Raw genomic sequence first — 24,426 nt, 5'->3', positions numbered from 1 at the left:
ACGATTCCGATCTCCGGGCCAGGTGCCCGGGGTGTTCCCGCTGGAGGTATCCGATGACCAATCCGTTCGACGACGAGAGTGCGCCCTTCCTGGTGCTGGTGAACGCGGAGGGACAGCACTCGCTGTGGCCCGCGTTCGCCGACGTCCCAGCGGGCTGGGAGGTCGCCCACGGTGAGGACTCCCGTGCCGGGTGCCTGGCCTACGTCGAAGGCTCCTGGACCGACATGCGCCCCAGGAGCCTCGTCGACAAGATGGGCGGCTGACCGGCCGGGCCTCCGCGGGGCCGGGTGATCTTCAGGGGCCGCGGAGGCCCGGTCCCTCCGGGGAGGGCCTCCGTGGCGATCCGGAGACGGCGAAGGGCGCCGCCGCGGACCGGGAGGTCTCGCGGGGCGCCCTTCGAGGCAGGTCAGCTGGCCCAGTCGAGCAGCGGGCGCGTGTTGCTGGGGTGGCGGAGCTTGGAGAGCGACTCCTTCTCCAGCTGGCGGATGCGCTCGCGCGTCAGGCCAAGGTGCTTGCCGATCTCGTCGAGAGTGTGTGGCTTACCGTCGACGAGGCCGAAGCGCAGGGCCATGATCTTGGCCTCCCTGGGGGAGAGGTTGCCGAGCACGCCGCGCAACTGCTCACCCAGCAGCTGACGGTCGACGACCTCCGAGGCCTCGGGCGAGTCGACGTCCTCGATGAGGTCGCCGATGGTGGTCTCGCCGTCCTCGCCGATGGTGGCGTTGAGGCTGATCGGCTGGCGGCTGGTGCGCAGCAACTCCTCGATCTGGTCGGGGGTCTTGTCCAGCTCAACGGCCAGCTCGTCCGGCGTGGGCTCGCGGCCCAGGCGCTGGTGCATGTCACGCTCGATGCGCGACAGCTTGGAGAGCATCTCCAGCACGTGCACCGGCAGCCTGATGGTGCGGGCCGAGTCGGCGAAGCCACGCTGGATGGCCTGGCGGATCCACCACATGGCGTAGGTGGAGAACTTGTAGCCCTTGGTGTAGTCGAACTTCTCCACCGCGCGGATCAGGCCGAGGTTGCCCTCCTGGACCACGTCGAGCAGGGCCATGCCCCGGTCCGTGTACTTCTTCGCCACGGAGACGACCAGGCGGAGGTTGGCCTCCAGCATGTGGTCCTTGGCCCGGCGGCCGTCCTCGGCGATCCACTCCAGATCGTCGCGCACGACCGCGGACAGGCCCGGCTCGGACTCCAGCTTGGACTCGGCGTACAGGCCGGCCTCGATCCGCTTGGCCAGCTCGACCTCCTGCGCGGCGGTGAGCAGGGTGCGACGGCCGATCGACTTCAGGTAGGTGTGCACGGAGTCGCCCATGACGGAGGACTGGTCGTCCAGGTCGAAGATCGGCTCCGCCTCCACCTCTGTCTCCGTCTCCTCCGGGGGGTTCCACTCGTCGTCCGTCTCCGCTGCGGCGTCCTTGGTGGTGTCCTGGCCCTTGGCCGCGGTCTCTGTCCTGGCCGACGTCTTCTTCACGGGTGCGGGCTTCGCCTTGCGGGTGGCGGTCTTTCGGGTGGTCTTCGCCGCCTTGGCGGTGGCCGCGGAGAGCACGGGCTCGTTCTCGGCGGCCAGGTTGACGCCGGCCTCGGTGAGCTCCCGCAGGATCGACCTGCCCTCGGTGGGGCTGATGCCTGCCTCGGCGAAGGCGAGGCGCAGCTCCGCGAGTGAAAGGTGGCCCTGAACTCGCCCTCGGTCAATGAGCTGTTCGAGGGTCGTCGGGGCTGCAGATGAGGCCGCCACGGCGGTTGGGGGCATGAGGACACCTCCTCCATCACGGAGTCGTCTGACTACGATTTTCAGTCGGGTGGGGCGGTCATGGGGCCGCTCGGCGCACCAGTACCAATAACCACAGTCAAGAACTTTCTGTTCCCGACTTGACGCGGAAAATATGATGGATGGATCGCCCTTCTCGGCGATCCACCCGCGTATGGGCGCCTGCTACGGCCTACTCGGTCACGTCCAGAGGACCCTCGACCATGGGCATCGGGAAGGGCTCGGCCTCTTCCATGCGGTGCTCCGTCCAGTAGCCGATGACCTTCTCCGGGTCAGGGTTGATCTTCTCGGAGATCACGTGTTCCTCCGCGGGCGGGGGCGACGCGGTCGGCGACGGCTCCTGCGAGTACGGGCCGTCCGAGGACGGGGCGGGGTCGTGCGGAGCGACCGGCACCGGCTCGCCCGACGGTTTCCCGGTCTTCCCGATGCCTCCCGAGGCGGCGGCCGCCGTGACGGAGATGCCGCCGGCCAGGACCAGGCTCACGATTCCAGCCGAGACCCATGTCTTCCGGGTGACGTTCATCGAGATTGTCCTCCTGCTTCGGCTATCCCTTGGACGTGTGACAGCGCCTTCACGGTTCCCGGTCACGACCATAACGAAGAGTTTCCAGATCCGGCTTGCCGTTGGCCAAAAGTGGCATTTCGGCCATGACGATCAGCTCGGCGGGGGCCGCGTAGGCAGGTAGCCGCTCCTTGACGAAGGCGCGCAGCTCGGTCAGGGACGGAGGGGCCTGCGAAACGACGAAGGCCACCACCCGCTCGCCCCACTCGGGATCGGGGCGGCCGACCACGGCGACGTCGATGATCGCGGGATGCTCGGCCACCACGGCGGCCACCGCCGCGGCGACGACCTTCTCGCCCCCGGTGTTGATGACATCGTCGGCCCGCCCCAGCACGCGCAGCCGCCCGCCTTCCAGGGCGCCCAGATCGGAGGTGAGGAACCAGTCACCGTCGCGCACGGCCTCGGTGAGGCCGGGCCGGAGCCGGTAGCCGGAGAACAGCACGGGTCCGCTCAGGCGGATCCGGCCGTCGCCGCCGATGCCGACCCCCACCCCGTCGAGAGGCTCGCCGTCATAGACGCACCCGCCACAGGTCTCGCTCATGCCGTACGTGGTGATCACCCGTGCGCCGGCCGCGCGGGCCGCGTCGAGCAGGTCGGGGGGAGCGGCGGCGCCGCCGAGCAGGATCGTTTTGAATACCGACAGATCCGCATGGAGCAGTCGGCGCAGCTGGGTGGGCACCAGCGAGACGTGGTCCGCGCCGCTGGCGAGCACCGCCTCGGGGGAGAAACCCCCGTGCACGATCGGGTCGGTCCCGCCCAGTAGCGACCTCACCAGGACCTGCAGGCCGGACACGTGGGAGGGGGGCAGGCAGCAGAGCCAGCGCTCGCCCGCCCCGGCGTCCATGCGCCGCAGCGAGGCCGACGCCGAAGCCCTCAGGGCCTCGGCCGACAGTTGCACGCCTTTGGGAGTGCCGGTCGAACCGCTGGTGGCGATGACCACCGCCACCTCGGCGGGCACACCGACGCCGTCCGCGCGCCGGACCCCGTCGACGTGGGTCGGGCGCAGCGCCTCCAGCGTCGCCCGCAGCGCGGGGGCGGGCAAGGCGGGGGAAAGGGGCAGCACGGCGGGGCCGCGGCCGTCCAGTGCCGAACCGACGGCCCGGAACAGTTCCGGACCGGCCGCCGACACCACGGCGTGCAGTTCTCGTTGCACGGAAAGCCACTCCTCGTGCACAGGAATGGTCATCACGGTCGTAAGGTTAGTGCCGAAAGCCGGACAACGGCCGGGGACGGTCCCGGCGCAGCGGAAGGGGCGAAGCAATCGTGGGCACGGAGAGAGTCGAGCCTGGCGCGAACGAGCAGGTGGCGGCGGAGACGACTCCCGAGCGGGACGATGCGGTCGGCTGGAAGAGGTCCGGCCAGTACGAGGACATCGTCTACGAGACCGGCGAGGGCATCGCCAAGATCACGATCAACCGTCCGGAGCGGCACAACGCGTTCCGCCCGACGACGCTTTTCGAGCTCAAAGAGGCCTTCAACGCCGCTCAGGAGGACTCCGAGGTCGGCGTGATCATCTTTACCGGTGCGGGCGACAGGGCCTTCTGCTCCGGGGGCGACCAGAAGATCCGCGGTGACGACGGCTACGTCGACAAGTCCACTCCGCACGTCGGCAGGCTCAATGTGCTGGACCTGCAGGTCCAGATCCGCCGCTGCCCCAAGCCGGTCATCGCGATGATCGCCGGTTACGCCATCGGCGGCGGCCACGTGCTGCACGTGTGCTGCGACCTGTCCATCGCCGCCGACAACGCGGTCTTCGGCCAGACCGGTCCCAAGGTCGGCTCCTTCGACGGCGGCTACGGCTCCTGGCTGCTGGCCGAGACCGTCGGCCTGAAGCGGGCCCGTGAGATCTGGTACCTCTGCCGCCAGTACGACGCGCAGACCGCCCTGGACTGGGGCCTCGTCAACGCGGTCGTGCCGCTCGCCGAGCTTGAGGCCGAGACGGTCAGGTGGGCCAGGGAGATGCTGGAGAAGTCGCCGCTGGCACTGCGCATGCTCAAGGGCGCGCTGAACGCGGTGACCGACGGTGCCGCGGGAATGCAGCAGTTCGCCGGCGACGCCACCCTGCTCTACTACATGAGCGAGGAGGCGCAGGAGGGCCGCGACGCGTTCAAGGAGAAGCGCGCCCCCGACTTCGGCAGGTTCCCGCGCCGTCCCTAGGGGCAGCGATCCGAACGGGTTCGGTCCAGAGGTGTGCCGTCCCGTGTAGGTGAGGTCGGTTTCGCGCGCCTCGGGATGGGCTTACCCCCCCAGGTGTGAAGTTAAGGAGGCGATGCGGTGAATCCCGCGACCGTGCTCGCGACCGTGCTGGTCGACGAGCTCGCCCGCTGCGGTGTCACGGACGTGGTGCTCGCGCCGGGATCGCGCTCGGCGCCGCTCGCCCTCGCCGTGCACGCCGACAGCCGTATCCGGCTGCACGTGCGGGTGGACGAGCGCTCGGCCTCCTTTCTCGCGGTGGGGCTGGCCCGCCGCAGCGAGCGCCCGGTCGTCCTGATTTGTACCTCCGGCACCGCGGCGGCCAACTTCCATCCGGCCGTCATCGAGGCGCACGAGTCGGGGGTGCCGCTGCTGGTGCTCACCGCCGACCGCCCATCCGAGCTGCGCGACACCGGCGCGAGCCAGACCGTCGACCAGATCAAGCTGTACGGCACGGCCGTCCGCTGGTTCAGCGAGGTCGGCGTGCCCGAGGATCGGCCGGGGCAGGTCGCCTACTGGCGGTCGTTGGCCTGCCGCGCCTACCAGCGCGCGCTGGGCCCGTACGACCCGGGACCGGTCCATCTCAACGTGGCCTTCCGCGAGCCGCTGATCTCTGACGGTGACCTCTCCTGGTGCGAGTCCCTGGAGAGCGACGCGCCGGGGCCGTGGATCCGCGCCAGGGTGGGCTCCCCGTCGGTGGCGCTGCACCTGCCGCCGACCCGGCGGGGTGTGCTCGTCGTCGGTGACGGCGCGACCAACGTGCGCCGATACGTGGCGGCGGCGGGCATGGCCGGGTGGCCCGTTCTGTCGGAGCCCAACGGCGGCGCCCGCTACGGCGACCACGCGATGTCGACCTACCACTTCCTCCTCGGCACCCCGGAGTTCGCCGACCGGCATCGGCCGGACGTGGTGGTCACCCTGGGCCGCCCCGGGCTGTCGCGGCCGCTGCTCGACTGGCTGAAGCACGCCGGTGAGCACATCGTGGTCGCCGCCGACATGACCCGCTGGCCCGACCCGACCCGCTCGGCCACCCAGGTCGCCCAGGTGGTGGAGATCCCGATCCCGGCGGGCGACGACACGTGGCTGCACTCCTGGCGCCGCGCAGAGGCGGCGGCCAGGACCGCGATCGACGACGTGCTGGACGGGACCGGGCTCAGCGAGCCGCGCCTGGCCCGCGACCTGGTGGACGCGCTGCCCAACGGATCGCTGCTGTTCTCCGGCTCCTCCATGCCGATCCGTGACCTCGACCAGGCGATGCGCTCCCGGCGGGGGCTGCGGATCCTGGCCAACCGGGGAGCGGCGGGAATCGACGGCGTCGTGTCGGCCGCGATGGGCGCGGCCCTGGCCCACAACGGTCCTTCCTACGCCCTGATGGGCGACCTGACCTTCCTGCACGACCAGAACGGGCTGGTCCTCAGTCCCCGCGAGCCCCGCCCCGACCTCTGCCTGGTCGTGGTGAACAACGACGGCGGCGGGATCTTCTCGCTGCTTCCCCAGGCCGCGCTCCGCGACCCCTTCGAGCGGATCTTCGGCACCGCGCACGGAGTGGACCTGGGCTATGTGGCAGCCGCCACCGGCACGCCGTACACCTTCGTGAACGAGCCGGGCCAGCTGGTGAAGGCGCTACGCGGTGAGGGATTGCGCATCGTCGAGGTGCGGACGGAACGGGAGTCCAACGCGGTGCTGCACGGCATGATGCGTGACGCGGCCCACGCCGCCGTCCGCGATGTCATGTCGTGACGCGCCCCAGCCAAGGCGGTCGCGCCCGCGTCGGCTCATGGTGGAGATGACTGTCAGATCTGGGGATGTGCGGGCGTCATCGCGAAAGGCATGGTGAGCGGGTACGGATCCACTTCGTGGGTGCCCGTTGAAGGGAAGTGCCATGCCATCCGATGTCAACTTGCACGGCTATGAGATGGTGGCGGGTTTCGGCACCTACGCCGAGGCTCAGCGTGCCGTGGACCAGCTCTCCGACCAGAAGTTCCCGGTCGAGCACACCATGATCGTCGGAGTCGGGCTCCGGCTCGTCGAGAAGGTGCTCGGGCGGCTGACCTACCTTCGCGCCGCGTTGATGGGAGCCGGGGGCGGTGCCTGGATCGGCCTGCTGATCGGCCTGTTCTTCGCGATCTTCACTCCGGGCCGCTTCCCCTTCGTCCTGGTCCTGTGGGGCCTGATCTGGGGTGCCGTGGCCGGAGCGATCTTCGGACTGATCGGCCACGCGCTCACCGCGGGCAAACGCGACTTCCTCTCGTCGAGTTCGATCGCCGCCGACCGCTACGAGGTGCTGGTCGCGAGCTCGTACGCGGCCGAGGCACGCAGGCTGCTCAACGTGGGCATGTCCCCGCAGATGCCCCAGCAGAGCTGATCGGCGCTTCCTGAACATCGGCAACATCGGCGCTTCCTGAACATCGGCAACATCGGCGCTTCCTGAACATCGGCAACATCGGCGCTTCCTGAACATCGGCGCTTCCTGAATAGGGCCGAACAGGGCAGAACTGGGACGAATTGGGCTGAACAGGGCCCGCGCCGGGCGCCGCAGGCGATCTTCGCCCGCGGCGGGCTCCCATGCCCGCCACCGGGATCACCGGGATCACCGGGATCACCGGGGCGCGGAGCGACCAGGTCCGAGGAGCGGGGCGGAGATGCCATGCCGTCCGGCGAGTGCCGCTGTCGTCATATCGCACAGGAGACCAGCATGCCTAAAACAGTTGGAATCGACCTTGGCACCACTAACTCGGTGATCGCCACAATGGAGGGCGACAAGCCCACGGTGATCCCCAACGCCGAGGGGGTGCGGACGACGCCGTCGGTCGTGGCGTTCACCGAGAACGGTGAGCGCCTGGTCGGGCAGCTTGCCCGCCGCCAGGCGATCCTGAACCCCAAGGGAACGATCTACTCGGCCAAGCGCTTCATCGGCCGTCGTTACGACGAGGTCACCAGCGAGATGAACGCCGTGTCGTTCGACGTCGTCCCCGGCCCGGACGGGGCCGTCCGTTTCAAGATCCACGAGAAGCTGTACGCGCCGGAGGAGATCGCCGCGGCCGTCCTGCGCAAGCTGGTGGACGACGCCTCGAAGTTCCTGGGAGAGAAGATCACCGAGGCGGTCATCACCGTGCCCGCGTACTTCAACGACTCCCAGCGCCAGGCCACCAAGGACGCGGGGAAGATCGCCGGCCTGGAGGTCCTGCGGATCGTCAACGAGCCGACCGCGGCGGCCCTCGCCTACGGCCTCGACCGCAAGGAGAACGAGACCGTGCTCGTCTTCGACCTGGGCGGCGGCACCTTCGACGTCAGCATCCTCGCCATCGGCGACGGCGTCGTCGAGGTACGGGCGACCGCGGGCGACACCCATCTGGGCGGCGACGACTTCGACCGGCGTATCGTCGACCACCTCGCCGACGAGTTCCAGCGTGACAACGGCATCGACCTGCGCCAGGACCCCCAAGCCCTGCAGCGGCTCTTCGAGGCCGCGGAGAAGGCCAAGGTCGAACTGTCGGCGGTCACCCAGACACAGGTCAGCCTGCCCTTCATCACGGCGGACGCCTCCGGTCCCAAGCACCTGAACAGCACACTGCGGCGCTCGACCTTCGAGGAGATCACCGCCGACCTGCTCGAACGGTGCAGGCCCCCCATCCGGCAGGCCATGGCCGACGCCAAGCTCACCGCCGACGACATCGACGAGGTGATCCTGGTGGGCGGCTCGACCAGGATGCCCGCGGTCCAGAACCTGGTACGCCGCATGACGGGTGGCAAGGACCCGAACATGACGGTCAACCCCGACGAGGTCGTGGCGCTGGGCGCGGCGGTCCAGGCCGCCGTCATCAAGGGCGAGCTGAAGGACGTCGTGCTGCTGGACGTGACGCCGCTCTCCCTCGGCATCGAGACGCTCGGCGGGGTCATGACGAAGGTCATCGAGCGCAACACCACCATTCCGGCCCGCCGGTCCGAGGTGTTCAGCACCGCGGAGGACAACCAGACCGCGGTGGACGTCGTCGTGCTGCAGGGCGAGCGCGAGCGCGCCGCCGACAACCGTTCCCTCGGCCGGTTCCGGCTGGAGAACATCCGGCCCGCTCCGCGCGGCGTGCCGCAGGTCGACGTGACCTTCGACATCGACGCCAACGGGATCCTGAACGTCTCCGCCAAGGACAAGGACACCGGTGCCGAGCAGCGCATCACGATCAGCGAGAGCTCGAACCTGGACGCCGGCGAGGTCGAGCGGATGGTCGCCGACTCCGAGCGGCATCGCGAGGAGGACCGGCGAATGCGTCAGGTCATCGACGCGCGTAACGAGCTCGACAGCGCCGCCTACCAGGTGGAGCACCGCCTGGCGGAACTGGGTGAGTCGGTGCCGGTCCATGAGAAGGCGCGGGGCGAGATGCTGGTGAACGACGCCCGCGACGCGATCAAGCAGGAGGCCCCGCTCGACCGGGTCCGCTCGCTCACCGCCGAGCTCCAGCAGGTCTACCACAGCCTTGGCGCGTCGGCCTCCGGCGCTTCCGGTACGGGGGGTCCGGGGGCGGGCGCGTCCGGGGCACCAGGCGGCCAGGCGGGTGGCGGCAGGGACGACGACGTCATCGACGCGGAGTTCACGACCGATGAGTGAGGCAGCCGGGCACGGGGGCCAGAACCGGCACGGGGGCCAGGAGGAACACGGGGGCCGGGAAGCGCACGGTAAGGAGCCGCACGGTAGGGAAGCCCGCGAGCAGGGGGCGCGAGGCAAGGATGCGCATGGTCAGAAGGCGCATGGCAAGGAGGCGCACGGTAAGGAGGTGCACGGGGAGGCCGGGGCCGCCCCGGCCGACCTCCAGGCCCGCGTCGACGAGCTCCAGGCCCTGGTGACCGACCTGCAGGACCGCTGGCGGCGCGCCCTCGCCGACCTCGACAATCTGCGCAAGCGCGTCAGCAGGGACACCGGGCGGGTGCGCGACGAGGAGCGGGCGCGGGCCGCCGGCGAGTGGCTGCCCGTGCTGGACAACCTGGACCGCGCGCTGGAGCACGCGGAGACCGATCCCGCCTCCATCGTGGACGGGATGCGGGCGATCAGGGACCAGGCGCAGGAGGTGCTCTCTCGCCTCGGCTACCCGCGCCGCGACGAGGTCGGCACCGCGTTCGACCCGGCCAGGCACGAGGCGGTGGCCGTGCTCCCGCAGGAGGGCGTGCCCGACGGCACGGTCCTGCAGGTGGTGCGGCCCGGCTACGGGGACGGCGAACAACAGCTGCGGCCCGCGCTGGTCGTGGTGGCCAAGGGGGCATGATGCCCCCTGACCGCGACTTCTACGAGATCCTCGGAGTGCAGAGGGGCGCTGGACAGGAGGAGATCCAGCGCGCCTACCGCAAGCTGGCGCGGGCCAACCATCCCGACGTCAACAGGGACCCGGCCGCCGAGGATCGCTTCAAGGAGGTCTCCGAGGCATACAGCGTGCTGTCCGACCCCGCGACCCGGCGCCGTTATGACGCGTTCGGGGCGAATTTCCGCCAGGTGCCCGAGGACGTGGACCCCGAGACGTGGGCGCGCGCGCAAGGCCGCCGTACGCGTGCGGGTGCGGGCCGTGCGGGCCGGGGCAGGGCCGGCGGCCAGGCCGGCTTCGAGGAGGGGATCAACCTCGACGACCTCCTCGAAGGGCTGTTCACCGGACGAGGAGGCAGGGCCGGCGGAGGCTGGGGGCCGATCCCCGGCGCCGACCAGGAGGCCGAGATCGAGCTGACCGTCGAGGAGGCATACCGGGGCGGCCGCCGCTCGCTCACCGTCGGCTCGCGCAGGCTGCAGGTCGAGATTCCCGCGGGCGTCTCCAACGGGCAGCGCGTCAGGCTGGCCGGGCAGGGCGGAAAGGGCGGCGACGGGGCTCCCGCCGGCGACCTCTACCTGGTCGTCAGGATCGCGCCGCACCCCCGGTACCGGGTCGAGGGGCGGGACATTCACGTCCTGCTCCCGGTCACCCCGTGGGAGGCGGCGCTCGGTGCCTCCGTCGCGGTCGACACCCCCGCGGGTGAGGCCAAGGTCAAGGTGCCGTCGGGCACCTCCAGCGGCAAGCGGCTGCGGCTGCGCGGCCGGGGGATGCCGAGCCCTCGGAACAAGGCGGGTGATCTGTACGCCGAGGTGCGGATCATGGTTCCGGCCCGGCTGCCGGAGGAGGAGCGGCGGTTGTTCGAGCAGCTCGCCGCGGTCTCCACGTTCGATCCGAGGAGGCAGCGATGACCCACCCCTTCCCGGAGCGCAGGTCGCCCCACCCGGGCCCGCGACCCTCCGGCCCTCGGGGGGCGGCCTCGGCCGGGGGCTCCGCCTCCCGCCTGCTGAGAGCCCCTCGGGAAGCGGAGCGGACCTACCAGCTCGCCAGGCCCGAGCGCCTGGATCTGGAGACGTTCGCTCACGCGGCGGGGACCCACCCCGAGCTGGTGCGGCGTCTTGTCACGCTGGGCGTGCTCGACGCCGGGACCGACTCCGCGGGGCACCTGTGGTTCTCGCCCTCCGAGCTGCTCACCATGGCGCGGATCCGGCGGCTGCGGGCCGGGTTCTCGATCAACTATGCCGCGCTCGGCCTCGTACTGGACCTGTTGGACCGCATCGCCCAGTTGGAGGCCGCCCAACGTGACCGTTCCCGACTCACCGGAGGCTCGCCGTGGACATGAACCAGCTGACCCAGAAGTCGCAGGAGGCGCTGCACGACGCGCAGACCAAGGCCCTGCGCTTCGGGAACACCGAGGTGGACGGCGAGCACCTGCTGCTGGCGCTGCTCGACCAGCCGGAGGGGTTGATACCACGCCTGCTCTCGTACGCGAACGTCGACACCGACAGGCTCAGGAGCGACCTGGAGGCCGAGCTGGCCCGCCGCCCCCATGTGAGCGGCCCCGGTGCCGAGCCTGGCCAGATCTACGTGACGCAGCGGCTCTCCCGCCTGCTGGAGACGGCCAAGCGGGAGGCCGACCGGCTCAAGGACGAGTACGTGTCGGTGGAGCACCTGCTCATCGCCCTGCTTGAGGAGGGCAGTTCGAGCTCCGCCGGGAGGCTGCTGCACGATCAGGGGCTGACCAGGGACGGCTTCCTCAAGGCGCTCACCGCGGTCCGCGGCAATCAGCGGGTGACGTCCGCGATGCCCGAGGTGGCGTACGAGGCGCTGGAGAAGTACGGGCGCGACCTGGTGGCCGATGCCCTGTCGGGCAAGCTCGACCCGGTCATCGGGCGCGACGCCGAGATCCGCCGCGTCGTCCAGATCCTGTCTCGCAAGACGAAGAACAACCCTGTCCTCGTCGGTGACCCCGGCGTCGGCAAGACCGCCATCGTGGAGGGACTCGCGCAGCGGATCAGCCACGGGGACGTGCCGGAGGGACTCAAGGGCAAGACGGTCTTCAGCCTCGACATGGGCTCGCTGGTGGCGGGGGCCAAGTACCGGGGCGAGTTCGAGGAGCGCCTCAAGGCGGTGCTCAACGAGGTCAAGGCCGCCGAGGGGCGGATCCTGCTCTTCGTCGACGAGATGCACACCGTGGTGGGCGCCGGAGCGGCCGAGGGCGCCATGGACGCGGGCAACATGCTCAAGCCCATGCTGGCCCGCGGCGAGCTGCACATGATCGGGGCGACGACCCTCAGCGAGTACCGCAAGCACATCGAGAAGGACGCCGCCCTGGAGCGCAGGTTCCAGCCGGTGATGGTCGACGAGCCCTCGGTCGAGGACGCCATCTCCATCCTGCGCGGCCTGCGCGAGCGCCTGGAGATCTTCCATGGGGTGAAGATCCAGGACAGTGCGCTGGTGGCGGCCGTTGTGCTGAGCCACCGCTACATCTCCGACCGCTTCCTGCCGGACAAGGCCATCGACCTGGTGGACGAGGCGTGCGCGATGCTCCGTACGGAGATCGACTCGATGCCCGCCGCGCTCGACGAGCTCACCCGCAGGTTGATGCGCCTGGAGATCGAGGAGGCCGCGCTCGCCAAGGAGGAGGACCTCGCGAGCGGGGTCCGCCTGAAGGAACTGCGCGCCGAGCTCGCCGACGTGCGTGCCGAGGCCGACGCCATGCGGGCGCAGTGGGAGGCCGAGCGGCACGCGCTACGCGCCGTCCAGAGCCTGCGCGAGGAGATCGAGCACGTACGCGCGGAGGCCGAGCGGGCCGAACGCGACTACGACCTCAACCGCGCCGCGGAGCTGCGGCACGGCAAGCTGCCCGATCTGGAGCGGCGGCTGGAGGCGGAGGAGGAGCGTCTGCTCTCCAAGCAGGGGACGGCGCGCCTGCTGCGCGAGGTCGTCACCGACGACGAGATCTCGATGATCGTCTCCCGGTGGACGGGCATCCCGGTGAGCCGCCTGCAGGAGGGCGAGCGGGAGAAGCTCCTGCGGCTCGACCAGATCCTGCACGAGCGGGTGATCGGCCAGGACGAGGCGGTGCAGCTGGTGGCCGATGCCGTCATCCGGGCCCGTTCCGGCATCAAAGACCCGCGCCGCCCGATCGGGTCGTTCATCTTCCTGGGACCGACAGGTGTCGGCAAGACCGAGCTGGCCAAGGCGCTCGCGGAGGCGCTCTTCGACACCGAGGACAACATGATCCGCATCGACATGAGCGAGTACCAGGAGCGGCACACGGTCAGCCGCCTCGTCGGCGCGCCCCCCGGCTACGTGGGGTACGAGGAGGGCGGCCAGCTGACCGAGGCCGTGCGGCGCAAGCCGTACTCCGTGGTGCTCTTCGACGAGGTGGAGAAGGCGCACGCCGATGTCTTCAACACGCTGCTGCAGGTGCTCGACGACGGGCGGCTCACCGACGCGCAGGGCAGGACCGTCGACTTCCGCAACACCGTCCTGATCATGACCTCCAACATCGGCTCCGTCTACCTCCTCGACGGCGTCACGCCCAGCGGGGAGATCGAGCAGGACGCCAAGCAGCGGGTGATGGCCGAGCTTCGTGCGCACTTCCGCCCCGAGTTCCTCAACCGCGTCGACGACATCGTGATCTTCAAGCCGCTCACCTTGGAGGAGATCGAGCGCATCGTCGGCCTGATGTTCGTCGAGCTGCGGACCCGTCTCGAACAGCGGGGCATCCGGCTGGACGTCACCGAGGCCGCGCTCAGGTACATCGCCGAGCGGGGCTACGACCCGGTGTACGGTGCCCGCCCGCTGCGCCGGTTCATCTCCAGGGAGATCGAGACGCGAATCGGCCGCGCGTTGCTGTCCGGGGAGGCGCACGAGGGGGCTGTGGTCCGGGTCGACCTCGCCGAGGACGAGCTCTCCGTCACCTACGGATGAGGAGAATTGGCAATATCACCAAATATCGCGCAATGCCGGAACTGGTGGGGCGTCTCCGAACCCTGACCGGGCTTTTCCGGGCCGGAACGTCTGTTCCCCGCTGCGGGTTTCCCGGTCAACGTTCGGTGTGGGGCCACTAGCGAGGAGCCCGGTGACCCTGGTGGGCGCCCTCCTCGGCGGAGAGCCTGGCCAGCTCGACCCGTGAGTGGATGCCCAGCTTGCGGAAGACCTGCCGCAGGTGGAAGGCCACCGTGTGCTCGCTGATGAACATCTGCTCGGCGGCGTTCCGGTTCGTCAACCCCTGGGAGACCAGGTCGCAGACGGCCTGCTCGGTGCCGGTCAGGCTGGCCCACCCCGAGGTGGGATGGGTGGTCCTGACCCAGTGGCGGCGCCGCTCGCCCAGCAGCCGCAGCCTGCCCCGCACCCGCGCGGCATCACGGGTGGCCTCCACCGCGCCGTAGCAGGCGAGCGCGACCTTGAGGTTCTCCACGGCCAGATCCCGGCAGCCGCCGCCCGTGCCGAGCAGCACGCCCAGATCCTCCGCGGCCGAGCCCCTGGCCCACGGATCGCGGTGCCCGGCCGCCGCGCGGCCCAGCGCCTCGGGGTCGCCCTCCCGCAGGCCACGGGCGTGGTCGGCGGCCACCGACGGGTTGGGCAGGCCGGGGTTGCGCCAGGCGATGCCCTCGGCCGCGTCGACCACGGTGTCGGCCCTGTGCCGCTGGCCCGCGGCCATCGCCATCCGTACCAGCCATGCCGCGGCGGTGGGCTCGCTGGTCAGCGCCCCCGTGTGCCGGGGCAGCGCGTCGTACAGCACGCCGAGCGAGCTCATCCCGCCCGCCGCCCCGTCACGTGCCTCGTTGATCCGCCCGGCCACCAGCTCCGAACGCAACCGCGTGTACGGGGGCAGGCACCGCGCCGACCTGGCGAAGTCTCCCTCCATGTATCTGATGGCCCTCGGCAGGTCGCCCGCCCGCAGCGCCGCGGTGCCGAGTACCGACAGGGCCGAGGAGGCCAGGAGCGGGGCGTCCAGAGTCCCGGCGGTGGTCAGACCGGCCTCCGCGTGCTCGATCGCGCTGCCGAGCCGGCCCGCGGCCAGGTGCAGGCGGGCGCGCAGGACGGGGATCTCCGCGGCCCACGCGGGCTCGCCCTCGGCCTCGGCCGCGGCGCTCTCCGTTGTGGCCTCCGCCTCGTCCAGCAGCCAGAGGTCGATCAGCATCGAGGCCAGCACGGCCCGGGGCTGCCACCGCCCGCCGGCCGGTTTCCCCACGGCCTCGCGCGCCAGGTCCAGCCCGTGCGAGAGCCTGCCCTCGTCCCAGGCGAGCAGGGCCAGGTCCGTCAGCGTCTCGGCGCCGCCGCCCCCGGTCAGATGGGCCGGGCGCGCCCGGGCGGCGCGCTCGACCTGCTCGCGCAGCGCCCGCCGCACCGGTTGGGGCACCCTCTCGACGACCGACCGCCACAGCAGTTCGTGCCTGAACGCCAGTTCGTCGGGGGTGGTGACGAGAACACCGGCCGCCAGGGCCTCCTCCAGCGCGGGAAGCAGCGCAGCCGGGGTCTCGCCGAGCATCTCGGCCGCGTACGCCGGCGAGAACGAGCGCCCGAGCACCGCCGTGGCCTCCAGGAGGTACCGGGTCCTGGTGCCGAGCTCGTTCAGCCGTCGCCGGACGGCGGTGTGCACCCGCAGGGGCAGCTCCGCCCCGGCGGGGGCGGTCTCGGCCAGCCGGGCGACGCCGTCCTCCACGAGGACGGCGCCCTCCTCGCGCAGTCCGGTGAGGTATTCGGACAGCAGGAGCGGGTTGCCGCCGGCCTGGGCGGCCAGCGCCGCCAGGCCCTTCCCGGGGATCGCGCCCAGAATGTCGGTGGAGACCTCGGTGACCGCGCCCTCTCCGAGCGGGCGCAGTACGGTCCGGGTGGCCCCCTCCTCCTCAAGCAGGTCGAACAGCCGTCTGGCGTCGCCGCGCGCCGGGGTGCTGCGGCAGGCCAGCAGCCATGCCACGGGCCGTTCGGCCAGTCGCGAGGGCAGGGTGCGCAGGGCCATGAGCGTGGCGGGATCGGCCCACTGGAGATCGTCCAGGGTCACCAGCAGTGGCCCCGCGCCCAGCCTTCTCTCCAGCGAGGTCCTGACCTGCTCGGCCAGCCAGAGCAGCAGGCCGGGGCCGTCGGGGAAGGCGTTCCTGGTCACGGTCATGGGCGCCGGCGACTCCTCCAGAGCCGACAGCAGCGGTCCCAGTGGTGTCAGCCGTCCCAGCTCGTCGGCCCGCCCGCTCGCGACCGCCGTCCCTTGTGCGGCGGCGAGGCCGGCTGCCTCGCCGAGCAGCAGCGTCTTGCCTATCCCCGGCTCGCCCTCGACGAGCATGACGTTCACCGTCGGGGACGCGATGCCTCCCAGCAGGGCGAGGACCGCCGCCTGCTCATCTCTCCGGCCGTGCATGATCTTGTCTCGGATCTGGGGTCATACGCCAGAGCTTCCTTAGCGGTGATTACCTGCTATGACATCCCCACCGGACGAAACGCCATGCGGTGGGCGCTCCCGGCTCCTGGTTGTTTGGTGCAGATTTGACCTTTAACCAATGCTTCCATCCGTTCTGTCGATCTAGCCGATGCTCGACGAGCGTGATCTCCGGGCAGCACGGCGCTCAAGCCGGCCCATGTCGCGGGAGGGTGGGCGGACGTCGCCTACGGCAGTAGGGTCAGTCCATGGGGCGTGGCGGCGGGGTCGCTGCTGGTCCGTCAGGTGGGCGCCATCGCATTACCTATTTATCCTGTAGGAAATACAGGTAACATGATTGTCTCGCCGTACGAAGGAGCCGCCATGAGCCTGGAGCCGGGGGACACGAGCCCGCTGGCCACCGTGATCGAGACCGCGCGCTGGATCCGTTCGGCGGCCGTGGACGACGAACGGGGACGGCACTGGCAGGCCAACCCCGATCCCCGGGGCCAGGCCGCCATGCCGGACCACCCCCTGTCGCTGTACTCGGGGGCGGCCGGGATCATCCTGTTCTTCCTGGAGCTCGCCACCGCCACAGGTGACGAGGGCTACCTCGACGATGCCGGGGCCGGGGCCCGCTATCTCGCCGCCACCTGGCGGGAACAGGCCGACCTCTCCCTCCACCACGGCCTGGCCGGGGTGATGTTCGCCCTCGCCGAGGCCGGATGGGCCACCGGGGAGCGGGAATTCGAGGTCGAGGCCGGCGCGGTCGCCGACCGTATCGTGCGCGCCGCCCGCCCTGTCGACGGCGGCCTGGGCTGGACCGGTGACCCCGCCCAGCGCGGCGACGGCGGGATCATCCTCGGCCTGCTGCACGCCGGGGGCATCCTGGGGGTGCCCGCCTACCAGGAGATCGCCGTCGAGGCCGGCGCCCGCATCGCCGCGCTCGCCGTCCCCGGCCACCGCTTCGGCGAGGGCGCCTGTGCCGACCTGCCGCTGGACGCGGTCACCCCGGGGTTCCTGTCCGGTACGGCCGGCACCGCCTTCCTGCTGGCCCGCCTGTACGGCGTGACCGGCGAGAGCCGCTTTCTCGACGGCTCCCGCAGGGGTGCCGACTTCGTCCGCGCGGTCAGCGCCGTGACCGAGCGGTGCGCACTGGTGCCGCACCACATCCCGCAGGGCCGCGACCTGCACTACCTGGGCTTCTGCTCCGGTTCCGCGGGCGTCGCCCGGACGTTCTACGAGCTGCACCGGGTGTCGGGCGACGCCGGAGACCTCGACTGGGTCGAGCGGCTGGCCAGGGGGATCGTCAGCAGCGGTGCCCCCGCCGACCGGAGTGGTGGTTACTGGAACTCGGCCTGCCAGTGCTGCGGCACCGCCGGGCTGGTGGAGCTGTTCGTCGGGCTCTGGGCGGCGACCGGACGCCCGCAGCACCTGGAGTTCGCCCGCGCTCTGGGGGAGAACCTGACCGGCCTGGCCACCGGGCACGACGGCCGGGGCGCCCGCTGGTATCAGGCCTACCGGCGGCTGCGCCCCTGGGAGGTCACCGCCGACACCGGCTACATGGTCGGCGCCGCGGGCATCGGGGCCGCGCTCCTGCACCTGGACGCCACCTCACGTCCGCAGGAGGCGCGGCGGCTCATCCTGCCGCCGGACAACCCGTTCCCCGCCATCCCGCTGCCGAGCGCGACGCTCCGCCGGTCCTGAAGATCCTGGAAGGCACGTCGTCCGCGAGCCGGCCGGTCATCGCGGAGGCGCGTTCCGGAGCCGCCGGGCCTGGGCGGTGCGAAAAGGAAGACATACCCTTCGGCCGCCGACCGATTGGCCGAGAAGTCTTCGAGTATGCCCGTATTCTCGGTGAGGGTGTGGGGGAATCTCGGTCCCTGAAGGGCCGAGTGGAGGTCAACATGATTGGTGATTCTTCGTGAGTACTACCCAGGGCTTGCCTGATCCCGGTGTCGTGACGGTCGACGACCTCCTTCCCGATCCCGGCCGTTCCACAGTCGCGATCGAGCCGGTCCGGCCGGGCGCGGGCCACTGGGCCGGTGCACCGAGCGCGGTGGAGAGCGACGGGCTGATCTACCTCGCCTACCGGTTGCGCCGCCCCGTCGGCGAGGGCCGAGGCTACGCCGTCGTCGTCGCCCGTTCCACCGACGGTGAGCGGTTCGAGACCCTGCTCACCATCGGCAGACAGGAAATGGACACCGAGTCACTGGAGCGGCCCACCCTGATCCGCACGCCCGAGGGGCGCTGGCGGCTCTATCTCAGCTGCGCCACCTACGACACCAAGCACTGGCGGGTCGAGGTGCTCCAGGCCGACGATCCGTCCGGGTTCCGCGCCGCGCAGCGGCAGGTGGTGCTGCCCGGCGACCCGAAGACCGGCGTCAAGGACCCGGTGATCGTGCGGCAGGGCGACGTGTGGCACCTGTGGGCCTCCTGCCACCCCCTGGCCGATGCCGACGAGGCCGACCAGATGGTGACCGACTACGCCACCAGCGCCGACGGCATCGAGTGGACCTGGCAGGGCACCGCGCTCAGCGGCCGTCCCGGAACCTGGGACGCCCGGGGGACACGGGTGGCGGCGGTCCGCTTCCTCGGTGAGAGGGTGGTGGCCTTCTACGACGGCAGGGCCACCGCGGCGGAGAACTACGAGGAGAAGACCGGTGTCGCGATCGGTACCGACCCGGCGGAGCTGACCCCGGTCGGCACCGTGCCCGCCGCCCTCTCGCCGCACGTGGGCGGTGGCCTGCGCTACCTGGACATCGTGGACCTGCCGGGTGGCGGGCGGCGGCTCTACTACGAGTACACCCGCGCGGACGGGGCGCACGAGCTCCGCACCGAGCTGCGCTGACCCCGGCCGCGCCGACCTGCGCGGGCCATGCCGATCACGCCCCGGCCGTGCCGCCACGTGCGAGGGAGTGTCAAACCTGAGGGCGGCCGTTGCGTGCCTGGCGCTGGCCGTTGGGGCGGACGCCCACCAGGCCGCCGGAGCGCTCGCGGGGGCGCAGCCAGTCGCTGAAGTTCTCACCGGTCACGCTCTGCAGCAGCGCCACGTCCTGGGAGAAGTGGGGGATCAGCCTCTCCCGCTGGTCCCAGGTCAGCGGCTGGCGGGAGCGGGCCTGCCGCTGCAGCTTGCGCTCCAGTGGATCGGTCAGCGCCACGCTCACCCGCGACGGCAGGAACCGCCCCACGGACGATCCCATGCGTAACGCCCGCGACAGCATCCGGTGCCCGCGGGTCGGCTCCGGGTGGGCGGTCACGTTCTCCCGGGGGACCTCGGTGACGACGCCGGTCTCCACACCGAGGAAGCGGCAGATCCGGTCCAGGGTGTCGACGGGGCGGTCGACCAGGTCGCGGTAGCGGTAGACGAGCACCTGGTCGCGGGGGAACAGGGTGAACAGATGTTCGAGCTGCCTGCCGTACTTGCCGAGCCCGAGGTAGTGCCAGAACGGCGCCCAGCCGGCCGTGACCCTTCGGCTCTCCTCGGCGCAGGCCTCCAGTACGTCGCCGATCGGCTCCAGTCCGGCCGACCACAGATGTGTCCAGTTGGAGTGGGCGCGCTCCACCGGGTCGCGCAGCACCACGATGAGCCTGACGTCGGGGATGGTCTTTCTGATGCGCCGCTGTGCCGCCAGATCGTAGAGGTAGAACGGGGTGGACTCGCCGGTGAGCGTTCCCGGCGGTGCCGCGTCGAACAGGGCTTCGTAGTCCTCGCGTCGCCAGACGTGCTCGCGGTAGGTCTGGGCGTCGCCCGGGCCTCCCCCGGTGGGAGGGGGGCCGTCGCTGAGGAAGAACTTCGGCTCCTTCACCGGGGACATGAACAGCCCCGGGTGCCGGGCCAATGCGGTGTGCAGGGCGGTGGTCCCGGATTTAGGGGCACCGATTGTGAGGAAATTCGGCAGGGGCATCGTCATTACCCTTAATCCCTACTATTATTATTGGTAAATATAGCCCCTTTTCTGGCGAAGGCAAGCGCCTGGCCGTGGGATCGTCGTGACCCGGGGGGCTTCCCGGTCGAGGGTTTCCCGCCGCCGACGCCTATCCCCGGGTCGTGGACGTGAGCGCTGCCGTCCCGTTCAATGAGCACTGAGTTCTTTTCTGCTATTTCGGTGCTATGTGGGAGTTTTGTCGTGTTATGAATAAACACGATACCCGTGCCGTATTTCGAGTCCGATGTTCCTCTGAGGTCTCCGCGCCTCCCGGTCTCGCGGTCGCCGCGGTGGCTCCGGCGTAGAGCAGGGCGAGCACCAGGTGCGGGTGCGCCCGCCGGGCGAACGGCAGCGCCGGGGTCCCGTGACGCCGGGCGCGCGTGACGCCTGTCACGGCTCCAGCCGGGCGAGCTGGTCGCTGTGGGCCTTCTCCATGGCCGCGGCTACCGCGTCGACTTCATCGCGCTGCACTGGTACGGCGGCGACTTTCCGCACCCAGGCCGCGGTCGGCCAGCTCAAGTCCTACGTCCAGGCGGTGTACAAGCGCTACCGCAAGCCGATCCGGCTCACCGAGTACGCCCTGATCGACTTCTCCAACGGCACCCGCTACGCCACCGACGCCCAGCAGGCCGCCTTCGTCACCGCCTCCACCAGGATGCCGGCCTCCCTGCCGTACGTGCGACGCTACGCCTGGTTCGGTCTGCCCTCCTCCGAGACCGAACCGGGCAGCGGGCTGTTCCGCGGCGACGGGACCGCGACCCGGGCGGGCCGCGCCTTCCAGGCGGCCCGCTGCCCCCCCGACCGCTCCCTCCCCGTGCGGCCGGGGCAGCGGGATCTGAGCGCCGAGGTCGTACGGCCTCAGCCCAGCCCCGGGCTCCTTTCCTCTGACCCGCCGCTCCTTCGCGCGGGACCGTCGTGCCGGCCCCGCGCCGGTAGCCTTGCCAGGTGCCCGACCCGTACCTGACCCCGCAGGACACCACAGAACACGAGATCGAGATCAAGCGATCCCGGTTCCTGTGCGCGGTCGGCCCGGTCTCCTCGGAGGAGGCCGCGAGGGAGTTCGTCGCCGGGCGCAGGCGGCTTCACGGTGACGCCACGCACAACTGCTCGGCCTACGTGATCGGCGGGGACCGCCACGTCCAGCGGGCCGACGACGACGGCGAGCCCGGCGGCACCGCGGGCACCCCGATGCTGGAGACCCTCCTTCGCAGGGGCGTCGCCGACGTGGTGGCGGTGGTCACCCGATACTTCGGCGGTGTGAAGCTCGGCGCGGGGGGCCTGGTCCGCGCGTACGGCTCGTCGGTCGGCAAGACGCTGGATCTCACGCCGCTGGTCGAGATGGTGCCCGCCAGGGTCATGACCGTGACCGTGGACCACGTGCGGGCCGGGCGGTTGGAGAACGACCTGCACATCTCGCCGTACGAGGTCAGGGAGGTCGTCTACGGCGCGGAGGTCGGCTTCCGCGTCGCGGTACGCGAGCGGGACCTGGCGGCCTTCCCCGGCTGGGTCGCCACACTGACCGCGGGCCACGCCAGGATCGAGCAGGGCGAGACGGTCCATCTCAGAAACAGCTTCAGAAACAGCTGAAACGGTGCTCGACCGTAGTGGCCGGGACGCCGCCCACACGGGTCCCCACCATCTTCCGACGATGGTCAATGTGGGATAGGTCACAGTTGGCTGCGGCGATCCCGGCCGGAAGACGGGTGCGGCCCCCCTTTCCCCGGCAGCCAAGGGCTTCCGCCCGCATCCCCACCGCGCTCGCCAGACCGGCCAATACGCCACCTGACGTGCGAGAACCTCGGATATTTCGTGATCGTCACGGTCGTGACCCAGACGGCTGCGGTTTTCCACAGCCGAGCCCTGTGGCGCATACGAGGCAAGAGCGGGCGCATTCCTCATCCACGCCCTACCCAACTCTCCGTAGCCTTGTCCCTATGAGTTCACCGAATGTCGACGGGGTCGCCGGATGGGCGATCAACCTTATGGAAACCCTGGGTGCGCCAGGGGCGGGGCTGGCGATCGCACTCGAGAACCTGTTCCCGCCGCTGCCCAGCGAGGTGATCCTGCCGCTGGCCGGATTCACCGCGAGCAAGGGGAACATGGGGCTGTTCGACGCCGTGCTCTGGACGACCCTGGGATCGGTGATCGGCGCGCTGGCGCTGTACGGGGTCGGGGCCCTGCTGGGCCGCGAACGCGTGGTGTTCATCGCCTCCAAGCTGCCGCTGGTCAGCGTCTCCGACATTGAGAAGACCGAGGCGTGGTTCGCCAAGCACGGAAGGAAGACCGTCTTCTTCGGCCGGATGATCCCCATCTTCCGGAGCCTCATCTCGATCCCGGCGGGGGTCGAGCGCATGCCCATTATGATCTTCACCCTCCTCACCACCCTGGGCAGCCTCATCTGGAACACGACCTTCGTGATGGCGGGGTTCCTGCTCGGTGAGCAGTGGGATCTGGTCGAGCAGTACATGGGGATCGTCTCGAAGACCGTGCTGGGCATCGTGATCCTCGCCGTGGTGGTCTTCCTGGTGGTCAGGCTGTCCGACAGGCGCAAGGGCAAGCACCACGCCTGACCGTGGACCCGCTGATCAGGGCCTGCCGGGCGCTGGCCGGTCTCGCGCTCGGGGCCCTCTCGGCCCCGGCCGCTCCGGTCTTCCTCCTGCTGGCGGGCCCGTTCCTGTTCGTGGCGCGGATACGCCCGCGCGTGCTGGCGGGGGCCGTCCGGCTGGCGGACGCCGAGGTCTCCCGGCTGCGGCTGCTCGGCGGAGCGCGGGTGTCCGGGTACGACGGGCGGCGGGCACTGCGCTACTCCAGGTACGGCGCTTGATCGCTCAGGCCGATCTCGATGCGGCGCTGCAGGGCGGGATGAACGGGATGGTCGCCCAGGTCAGTGGGAGCCACCCAGCGCACCTCCTGCGCTTCGCGGGGGTCTGGCTCTATCGTGCCTCCGACCACGCGGGCCCGCAGGCAGACATTGACCGGTTGCCGCACCTCGTCGACCTTGTTCTCGTGCATGTAGACGATCACGTGGTCCGGAGAGGAGAAGACCCCGACGAGACCGGTGATCTCGACTTTCAGGCCGGTCTCCTCCTCGCACTCGCGGATGGCGCACTGCGCGACGGTCTCGCCTTTCTCGAGGCCGCCCGTGGGGATGGTCCACAGGTCGTTGTCGGTGCGCTTCAGCAGCAGCACGGCGCCTTCGTCATTGCGGACGAACACGCTCGCCGACGGCTTGCGGCTGGTCGGCTTGGGAGCGTCAGGATCTTGCCAGTAGTCGATCCGGCGGCTGCGCTTGCTCACAGGTCATCCTCCTCGATGGGCCGTGCACCCGCCCATACCCGCTCGTAGGACTCCAAGTACGTGTTGTAGTAGGCGCCGTCGATGCGGCGAATGTGCAGCGTTGGTGTGTACGCCGCCAGAATCCCGTAGACGTGGACATTGACCAGCATCTCGTCGTCGAACCGGTAGATGGAGCCGCTGATCGGTGCCGCGCTGGAGGAACAGTTCGGGGTGCTCCGGGGCCGCATGGACGCCACCGTGCCAGGGGTTGTCGCGGCGCTGCCGCCGCAGGCCGCCGACCGGCTCCTTTACGAGCACACTCGGTGGGCGGCCGCGACAGGCTGGAAATTGATCAATGCGGCTGATCCGTGTGGGACCTGACCCGCTGTAGGTCAGGCAGGCTCGGAGATCGGAACCCAGTTGAACTCCGGGCAGTAGCGGGAGTATGTGGCCAGCTTCCAGGCCGCGTACTGCTCCATCCGGCCGGTGGCGCGCAGGAGATGTTTGACCCAGGTGTGGGCGACCCGCTCCTCCCGGGTCATGCCGGTGTCGATCTCGTCGAGCATGCGGCACGCGACCGCGAAGTCCTCCTCGGTCAGCACCGACAGGTCGATCTCGACGCCGTCGACCTCGAAGGAGAACACCAGCCTGGTGGTGGTGAAACGGGTGTGGCGCTCGCCCTTGAACGCCGCGTGCGGGGCGAGCGCCGCCATCAGCTCCTCGCGACCGGCGACCGGGTAGCCGATCCCCAGGTCCAGATCGCTGGTCTCCAGATTGAGCTGGATCCCGAAGGAACCGACGTCGCGCGGAGTGTGTCCCGTCCAGGACTCGACAAGGTGGGCCGCCTTGGCGCGGACCCGCAGGAGCCGCTCATCCTCCGCGCGCCGTGCCTGCCAGAACGCTTCGGCTCGGCTGAACTCCTCAGCGGTGAAGGACTCGGGGACGGCCCACCCCGCAGCCATGATGGCCTCAAGGTCGAGGCTCGTCGCCGGTCCACCCGCAGAGATCGTTTGATCGGTCATCGAGCCAGCGTAGTAACAGCGGCATCG

The 24,426-nt window shown here is 70.4% G+C and carries 23 protein-coding genes; 15 read left to right on the top strand and 8 right to left on the bottom strand.

Features of this window, described 5'->3' with window-relative positions; translation table 11 throughout:
* Positions 1–53 precede the first annotated feature (53 nt).
* A complete protein-coding gene (locus tag OIE13_RS14115) occupies positions 54–263 on the top strand; it encodes an MbtH family protein (protein ID WP_326639517.1) in 210 nt (69 codons plus the stop codon).
* Positions 264–406: 143 nt separating this feature from the next.
* Here OIE13_RS14115 and OIE13_RS14110 read toward each other — a convergent pair whose 3' ends face one another.
* The 3 genes from OIE13_RS14110 to OIE13_RS14100 form a co-directional block, all read right to left on the bottom strand.
* The gene (locus OIE13_RS14110) at positions 407–1,750 is read right to left on the bottom strand and encodes an RNA polymerase sigma factor (RefSeq protein WP_326639519.1); all 1,344 of its coding nucleotides are present in this window, start codon (positions 1,748–1,750) and stop codon (positions 407–409) included.
* Between the two features lie 190 nt (positions 1,751–1,940).
* Complete coding sequence (locus OIE13_RS14105; RefSeq protein ID WP_326639520.1) at positions 1,941–2,291, bottom strand: hypothetical protein; 351 nt, start codon at positions 2,289–2,291, stop codon at positions 1,941–1,943.
* A 49-nt stretch (positions 2,292–2,340) separates the two neighbouring features.
* Positions 2,341–3,516: an AMP-binding protein gene (locus OIE13_RS14100; protein WP_326647081.1), complete on the bottom strand. Its 1,176-nt coding sequence runs from the start codon at positions 3,514–3,516 to the stop codon at positions 2,341–2,343.
* A gap of 116 nt (positions 3,517–3,632) precedes the next feature.
* Here OIE13_RS14100 and menB point away from each other — a divergent pair, with 116 nt between their 5' ends.
* From menB to clpB, 8 genes are all read left to right on the top strand, one after another.
* Complete coding sequence (gene menB / locus OIE13_RS14095; protein ID WP_326647082.1) at positions 3,633–4,487, top strand: 1,4-dihydroxy-2-naphthoyl-CoA synthase; 855 nt, start codon at positions 3,633–3,635, stop codon at positions 4,485–4,487.
* A 117-nt stretch (positions 4,488–4,604) separates the two neighbouring features.
* Positions 4,605–6,263, top strand: coding sequence for a 2-succinyl-5-enolpyruvyl-6-hydroxy-3-cyclohexene-1-carboxylic-acid synthase (menD, locus tag OIE13_RS14090; protein WP_326639522.1), 1,659 nt, complete (start codon positions 4,605–4,607; stop codon positions 6,261–6,263).
* Between the two features lie 142 nt (positions 6,264–6,405).
* The gene (locus OIE13_RS14085) at positions 6,406–6,888 is read left to right on the top strand and encodes a general stress protein (RefSeq protein WP_326639524.1); all 483 of its coding nucleotides are present in this window, start codon (positions 6,406–6,408) and stop codon (positions 6,886–6,888) included.
* A 330-nt stretch (positions 6,889–7,218) separates the two neighbouring features.
* Positions 7,219–9,126, top strand: coding sequence for a molecular chaperone DnaK (gene dnaK / locus OIE13_RS14080; protein WP_326639525.1), 1,908 nt, complete (start codon positions 7,219–7,221; stop codon positions 9,124–9,126).
* Positions 9,119–9,778 carry a nucleotide exchange factor GrpE gene (locus OIE13_RS14075; protein ID WP_326639527.1) on the top strand — a complete coding sequence of 220 codons (660 nt, stop codon included), beginning with the start codon at positions 9,119–9,121 and terminating at the stop codon, positions 9,776–9,778. Before dnaK ends, OIE13_RS14075 begins: the two co-directional genes overlap by 8 nt.
* On the top strand, positions 9,775–10,719 hold the full coding sequence (locus OIE13_RS14070) for a DnaJ C-terminal domain-containing protein (RefSeq protein ID WP_326639529.1): 945 nt from the start codon (positions 9,775–9,777) through the stop codon (positions 10,717–10,719). Before OIE13_RS14075 ends, OIE13_RS14070 begins: the two co-directional genes overlap by 4 nt.
* Complete coding sequence (locus OIE13_RS14065) at positions 10,716–11,150, top strand: chaperone modulator CbpM (protein WP_326639531.1); 435 nt, start codon at positions 10,716–10,718, stop codon at positions 11,148–11,150. The genes OIE13_RS14070 and OIE13_RS14065 overlap by 4 nt, the downstream gene beginning before the upstream one ends.
* Entirely contained in the window at positions 11,147–13,747 is a 2,601-nt protein-coding gene (gene clpB / locus OIE13_RS14060; protein WP_326830289.1) for an ATP-dependent chaperone ClpB, read from the top strand. The genes OIE13_RS14065 and clpB overlap by 4 nt, the downstream gene beginning before the upstream one ends.
* 136 nt (positions 13,748–13,883) lie before the next feature.
* Here clpB and OIE13_RS14055 read toward each other — a convergent pair whose 3' ends face one another.
* Positions 13,884–16,175, bottom strand: a complete 2,292-nt coding sequence (locus OIE13_RS14055; protein ID WP_326639533.1) for a helix-turn-helix transcriptional regulator — start codon at positions 16,173–16,175, stop codon at positions 13,884–13,886.
* 381 nt (positions 16,176–16,556) lie between these two features.
* Here OIE13_RS14055 and OIE13_RS14050 point away from each other — a divergent pair, with 381 nt between their 5' ends.
* Positions 16,557–17,879, top strand: a complete 1,323-nt coding sequence (locus tag OIE13_RS14050; protein WP_326830107.1) for a lanthionine synthetase LanC family protein — start codon at positions 16,557–16,559, stop codon at positions 17,877–17,879.
* 235 nt (positions 17,880–18,114) lie between these two features.
* The gene (locus tag OIE13_RS14045) at positions 18,115–19,023 is read left to right on the top strand and encodes a hypothetical protein (RefSeq protein WP_326830106.1); all 909 of its coding nucleotides are present in this window, start codon (positions 18,115–18,117) and stop codon (positions 19,021–19,023) included.
* A gap of 70 nt (positions 19,024–19,093) precedes the next feature.
* Here the strand turns inward: OIE13_RS14045 and OIE13_RS14040 are convergent, their stop codons facing one another.
* Positions 19,094–20,086 (bottom strand): sulfotransferase family protein, encoded by a 993-nt coding sequence (locus tag OIE13_RS14040; protein WP_326639538.1) that lies wholly within the window; start codon positions 20,084–20,086, stop codon positions 19,094–19,096.
* 337 nt (positions 20,087–20,423) lie between these two features.
* Between OIE13_RS14040 and OIE13_RS14035 the strand changes: the two genes are divergently transcribed.
* The 4 genes from OIE13_RS14035 to OIE13_RS14020 all read left to right on the top strand — a co-directional run bounded on the left by OIE13_RS14035 (position 20,424) and on the right by OIE13_RS14020 (position 22,925).
* Positions 20,424–21,065 (top strand): glycosyl hydrolase, encoded by a 642-nt coding sequence (locus tag OIE13_RS14035; RefSeq protein WP_326830105.1) that lies wholly within the window; start codon positions 20,424–20,426, stop codon positions 21,063–21,065.
* The gene (locus OIE13_RS14030; protein ID WP_326639542.1) at positions 21,047–21,688 is read left to right on the top strand and encodes a YigZ family protein; all 642 of its coding nucleotides are present in this window, start codon (positions 21,047–21,049) and stop codon (positions 21,686–21,688) included. Before OIE13_RS14035 ends, OIE13_RS14030 begins: the two co-directional genes overlap by 19 nt.
* Positions 21,689–22,035: 347 nt before the next feature.
* Positions 22,036–22,671, top strand: a complete 636-nt coding sequence (locus OIE13_RS14025) for a DedA family protein (RefSeq protein WP_326639546.1) — start codon at positions 22,036–22,038, stop codon at positions 22,669–22,671.
* Between the two features lie 2 nt (positions 22,672–22,673).
* On the top strand, positions 22,674–22,925 hold the full coding sequence (locus OIE13_RS14020; protein ID WP_326639548.1) for a hypothetical protein: 252 nt from the start codon (positions 22,674–22,676) through the stop codon (positions 22,923–22,925).
* Here OIE13_RS14020 and OIE13_RS14015 read toward each other — a convergent pair.
* From OIE13_RS14015 to OIE13_RS14005, 3 genes are all read right to left on the bottom strand, one after another.
* Positions 22,904–23,398, bottom strand: a complete 495-nt coding sequence (locus OIE13_RS14015; RefSeq protein WP_326639549.1) for an NUDIX domain-containing protein — start codon at positions 23,396–23,398, stop codon at positions 22,904–22,906. The genes OIE13_RS14020 and OIE13_RS14015 overlap by 22 nt on opposite strands.
* The gene (locus OIE13_RS14010; protein WP_326830104.1) at positions 23,395–23,625 is read right to left on the bottom strand and encodes a hypothetical protein; all 231 of its coding nucleotides are present in this window, start codon (positions 23,623–23,625) and stop codon (positions 23,395–23,397) included. The genes OIE13_RS14015 and OIE13_RS14010 overlap by 4 nt, the downstream gene beginning before the upstream one ends.
* Positions 23,626–23,769: 144 nt before the next feature.
* The gene (locus OIE13_RS14005; protein ID WP_326830103.1) at positions 23,770–24,399 is read right to left on the bottom strand and encodes a hypothetical protein; all 630 of its coding nucleotides are present in this window, start codon (positions 24,397–24,399) and stop codon (positions 23,770–23,772) included.
* Positions 24,400–24,426: the final 27 nt, after the last annotated feature.

It is taken from the genome of Streptosporangium sp. NBC_01810, from assembly GCF_035917355.1.
Classification (GTDB): Bacteria; Actinomycetota; Actinomycetes; order Streptosporangiales; family Streptosporangiaceae; genus Streptosporangium.
This window is presented reverse-complemented; position numbering and strand designations above follow the sequence as displayed.

Excerpts from the sequence above, each read along its gene's own strand:
- OIE13_RS14115 (WP_326639517.1), top strand. The coding sequence starts at position 54 with ATGACCAATCCGTTCGACGACGAGAGTGCGCCCTTCCTGGTGCTGGTG.
- OIE13_RS14110 (WP_326639519.1), bottom strand. The coding sequence starts at position 1,750 with ATGCCCCCAACCGCCGTGGCGGCCTCATCTGCAGCCCCGACGACCCTC.
- OIE13_RS14105 (WP_326639520.1), bottom strand. The coding sequence starts at position 2,291 with ATGAACGTCACCCGGAAGACATGGGTCTCGGCTGGAATCGTGAGCCTG.
- OIE13_RS14100 (WP_326647081.1), bottom strand. The coding sequence starts at position 3,516 with ATGACCATTCCTGTGCACGAGGAGTGGCTTTCCGTGCAACGAGAACTG.
- OIE13_RS14085 (WP_326639524.1), top strand. The coding sequence starts at position 6,406 with ATGCCATCCGATGTCAACTTGCACGGCTATGAGATGGTGGCGGGTTTC.
- dnaK (WP_326639525.1), top strand. The coding sequence starts at position 7,219 with ATGCCTAAAACAGTTGGAATCGACCTTGGCACCACTAACTCGGTGATC.
- OIE13_RS14075 (WP_326639527.1), top strand. The coding sequence starts at position 9,119 with ATGAGTGAGGCAGCCGGGCACGGGGGCCAGAACCGGCACGGGGGCCAG.
- OIE13_RS14070 (WP_326639529.1), top strand. The coding sequence starts at position 9,775 with ATGATGCCCCCTGACCGCGACTTCTACGAGATCCTCGGAGTGCAGAGG.
- OIE13_RS14065 (WP_326639531.1), top strand. The coding sequence starts at position 10,716 with ATGACCCACCCCTTCCCGGAGCGCAGGTCGCCCCACCCGGGCCCGCGA.
- clpB (WP_326830289.1), top strand. The coding sequence starts at position 11,147 with ATGAACCAGCTGACCCAGAAGTCGCAGGAGGCGCTGCACGACGCGCAG.
- OIE13_RS14055 (WP_326639533.1), bottom strand. The coding sequence starts at position 16,175 with ATGCACGGCCGGAGAGATGAGCAGGCGGCGGTCCTCGCCCTGCTGGGA.
- OIE13_RS14050 (WP_326830107.1), top strand. The coding sequence starts at position 16,557 with ATGAGCCTGGAGCCGGGGGACACGAGCCCGCTGGCCACCGTGATCGAG.
- OIE13_RS14040 (WP_326639538.1), bottom strand. The coding sequence starts at position 20,086 with ATGACGATGCCCCTGCCGAATTTCCTCACAATCGGTGCCCCTAAATCC.
- OIE13_RS14025 (WP_326639546.1), top strand. The coding sequence starts at position 22,036 with ATGAGTTCACCGAATGTCGACGGGGTCGCCGGATGGGCGATCAACCTT.
- OIE13_RS14010 (WP_326830104.1), bottom strand. The coding sequence starts at position 23,625 with ATGCGGCCCCGGAGCACCCCGAACTGTTCCTCCAGCGCGGCACCGATC.
- OIE13_RS14005 (WP_326830103.1), bottom strand. The coding sequence starts at position 24,399 with ATGACCGATCAAACGATCTCTGCGGGTGGACCGGCGACGAGCCTCGAC.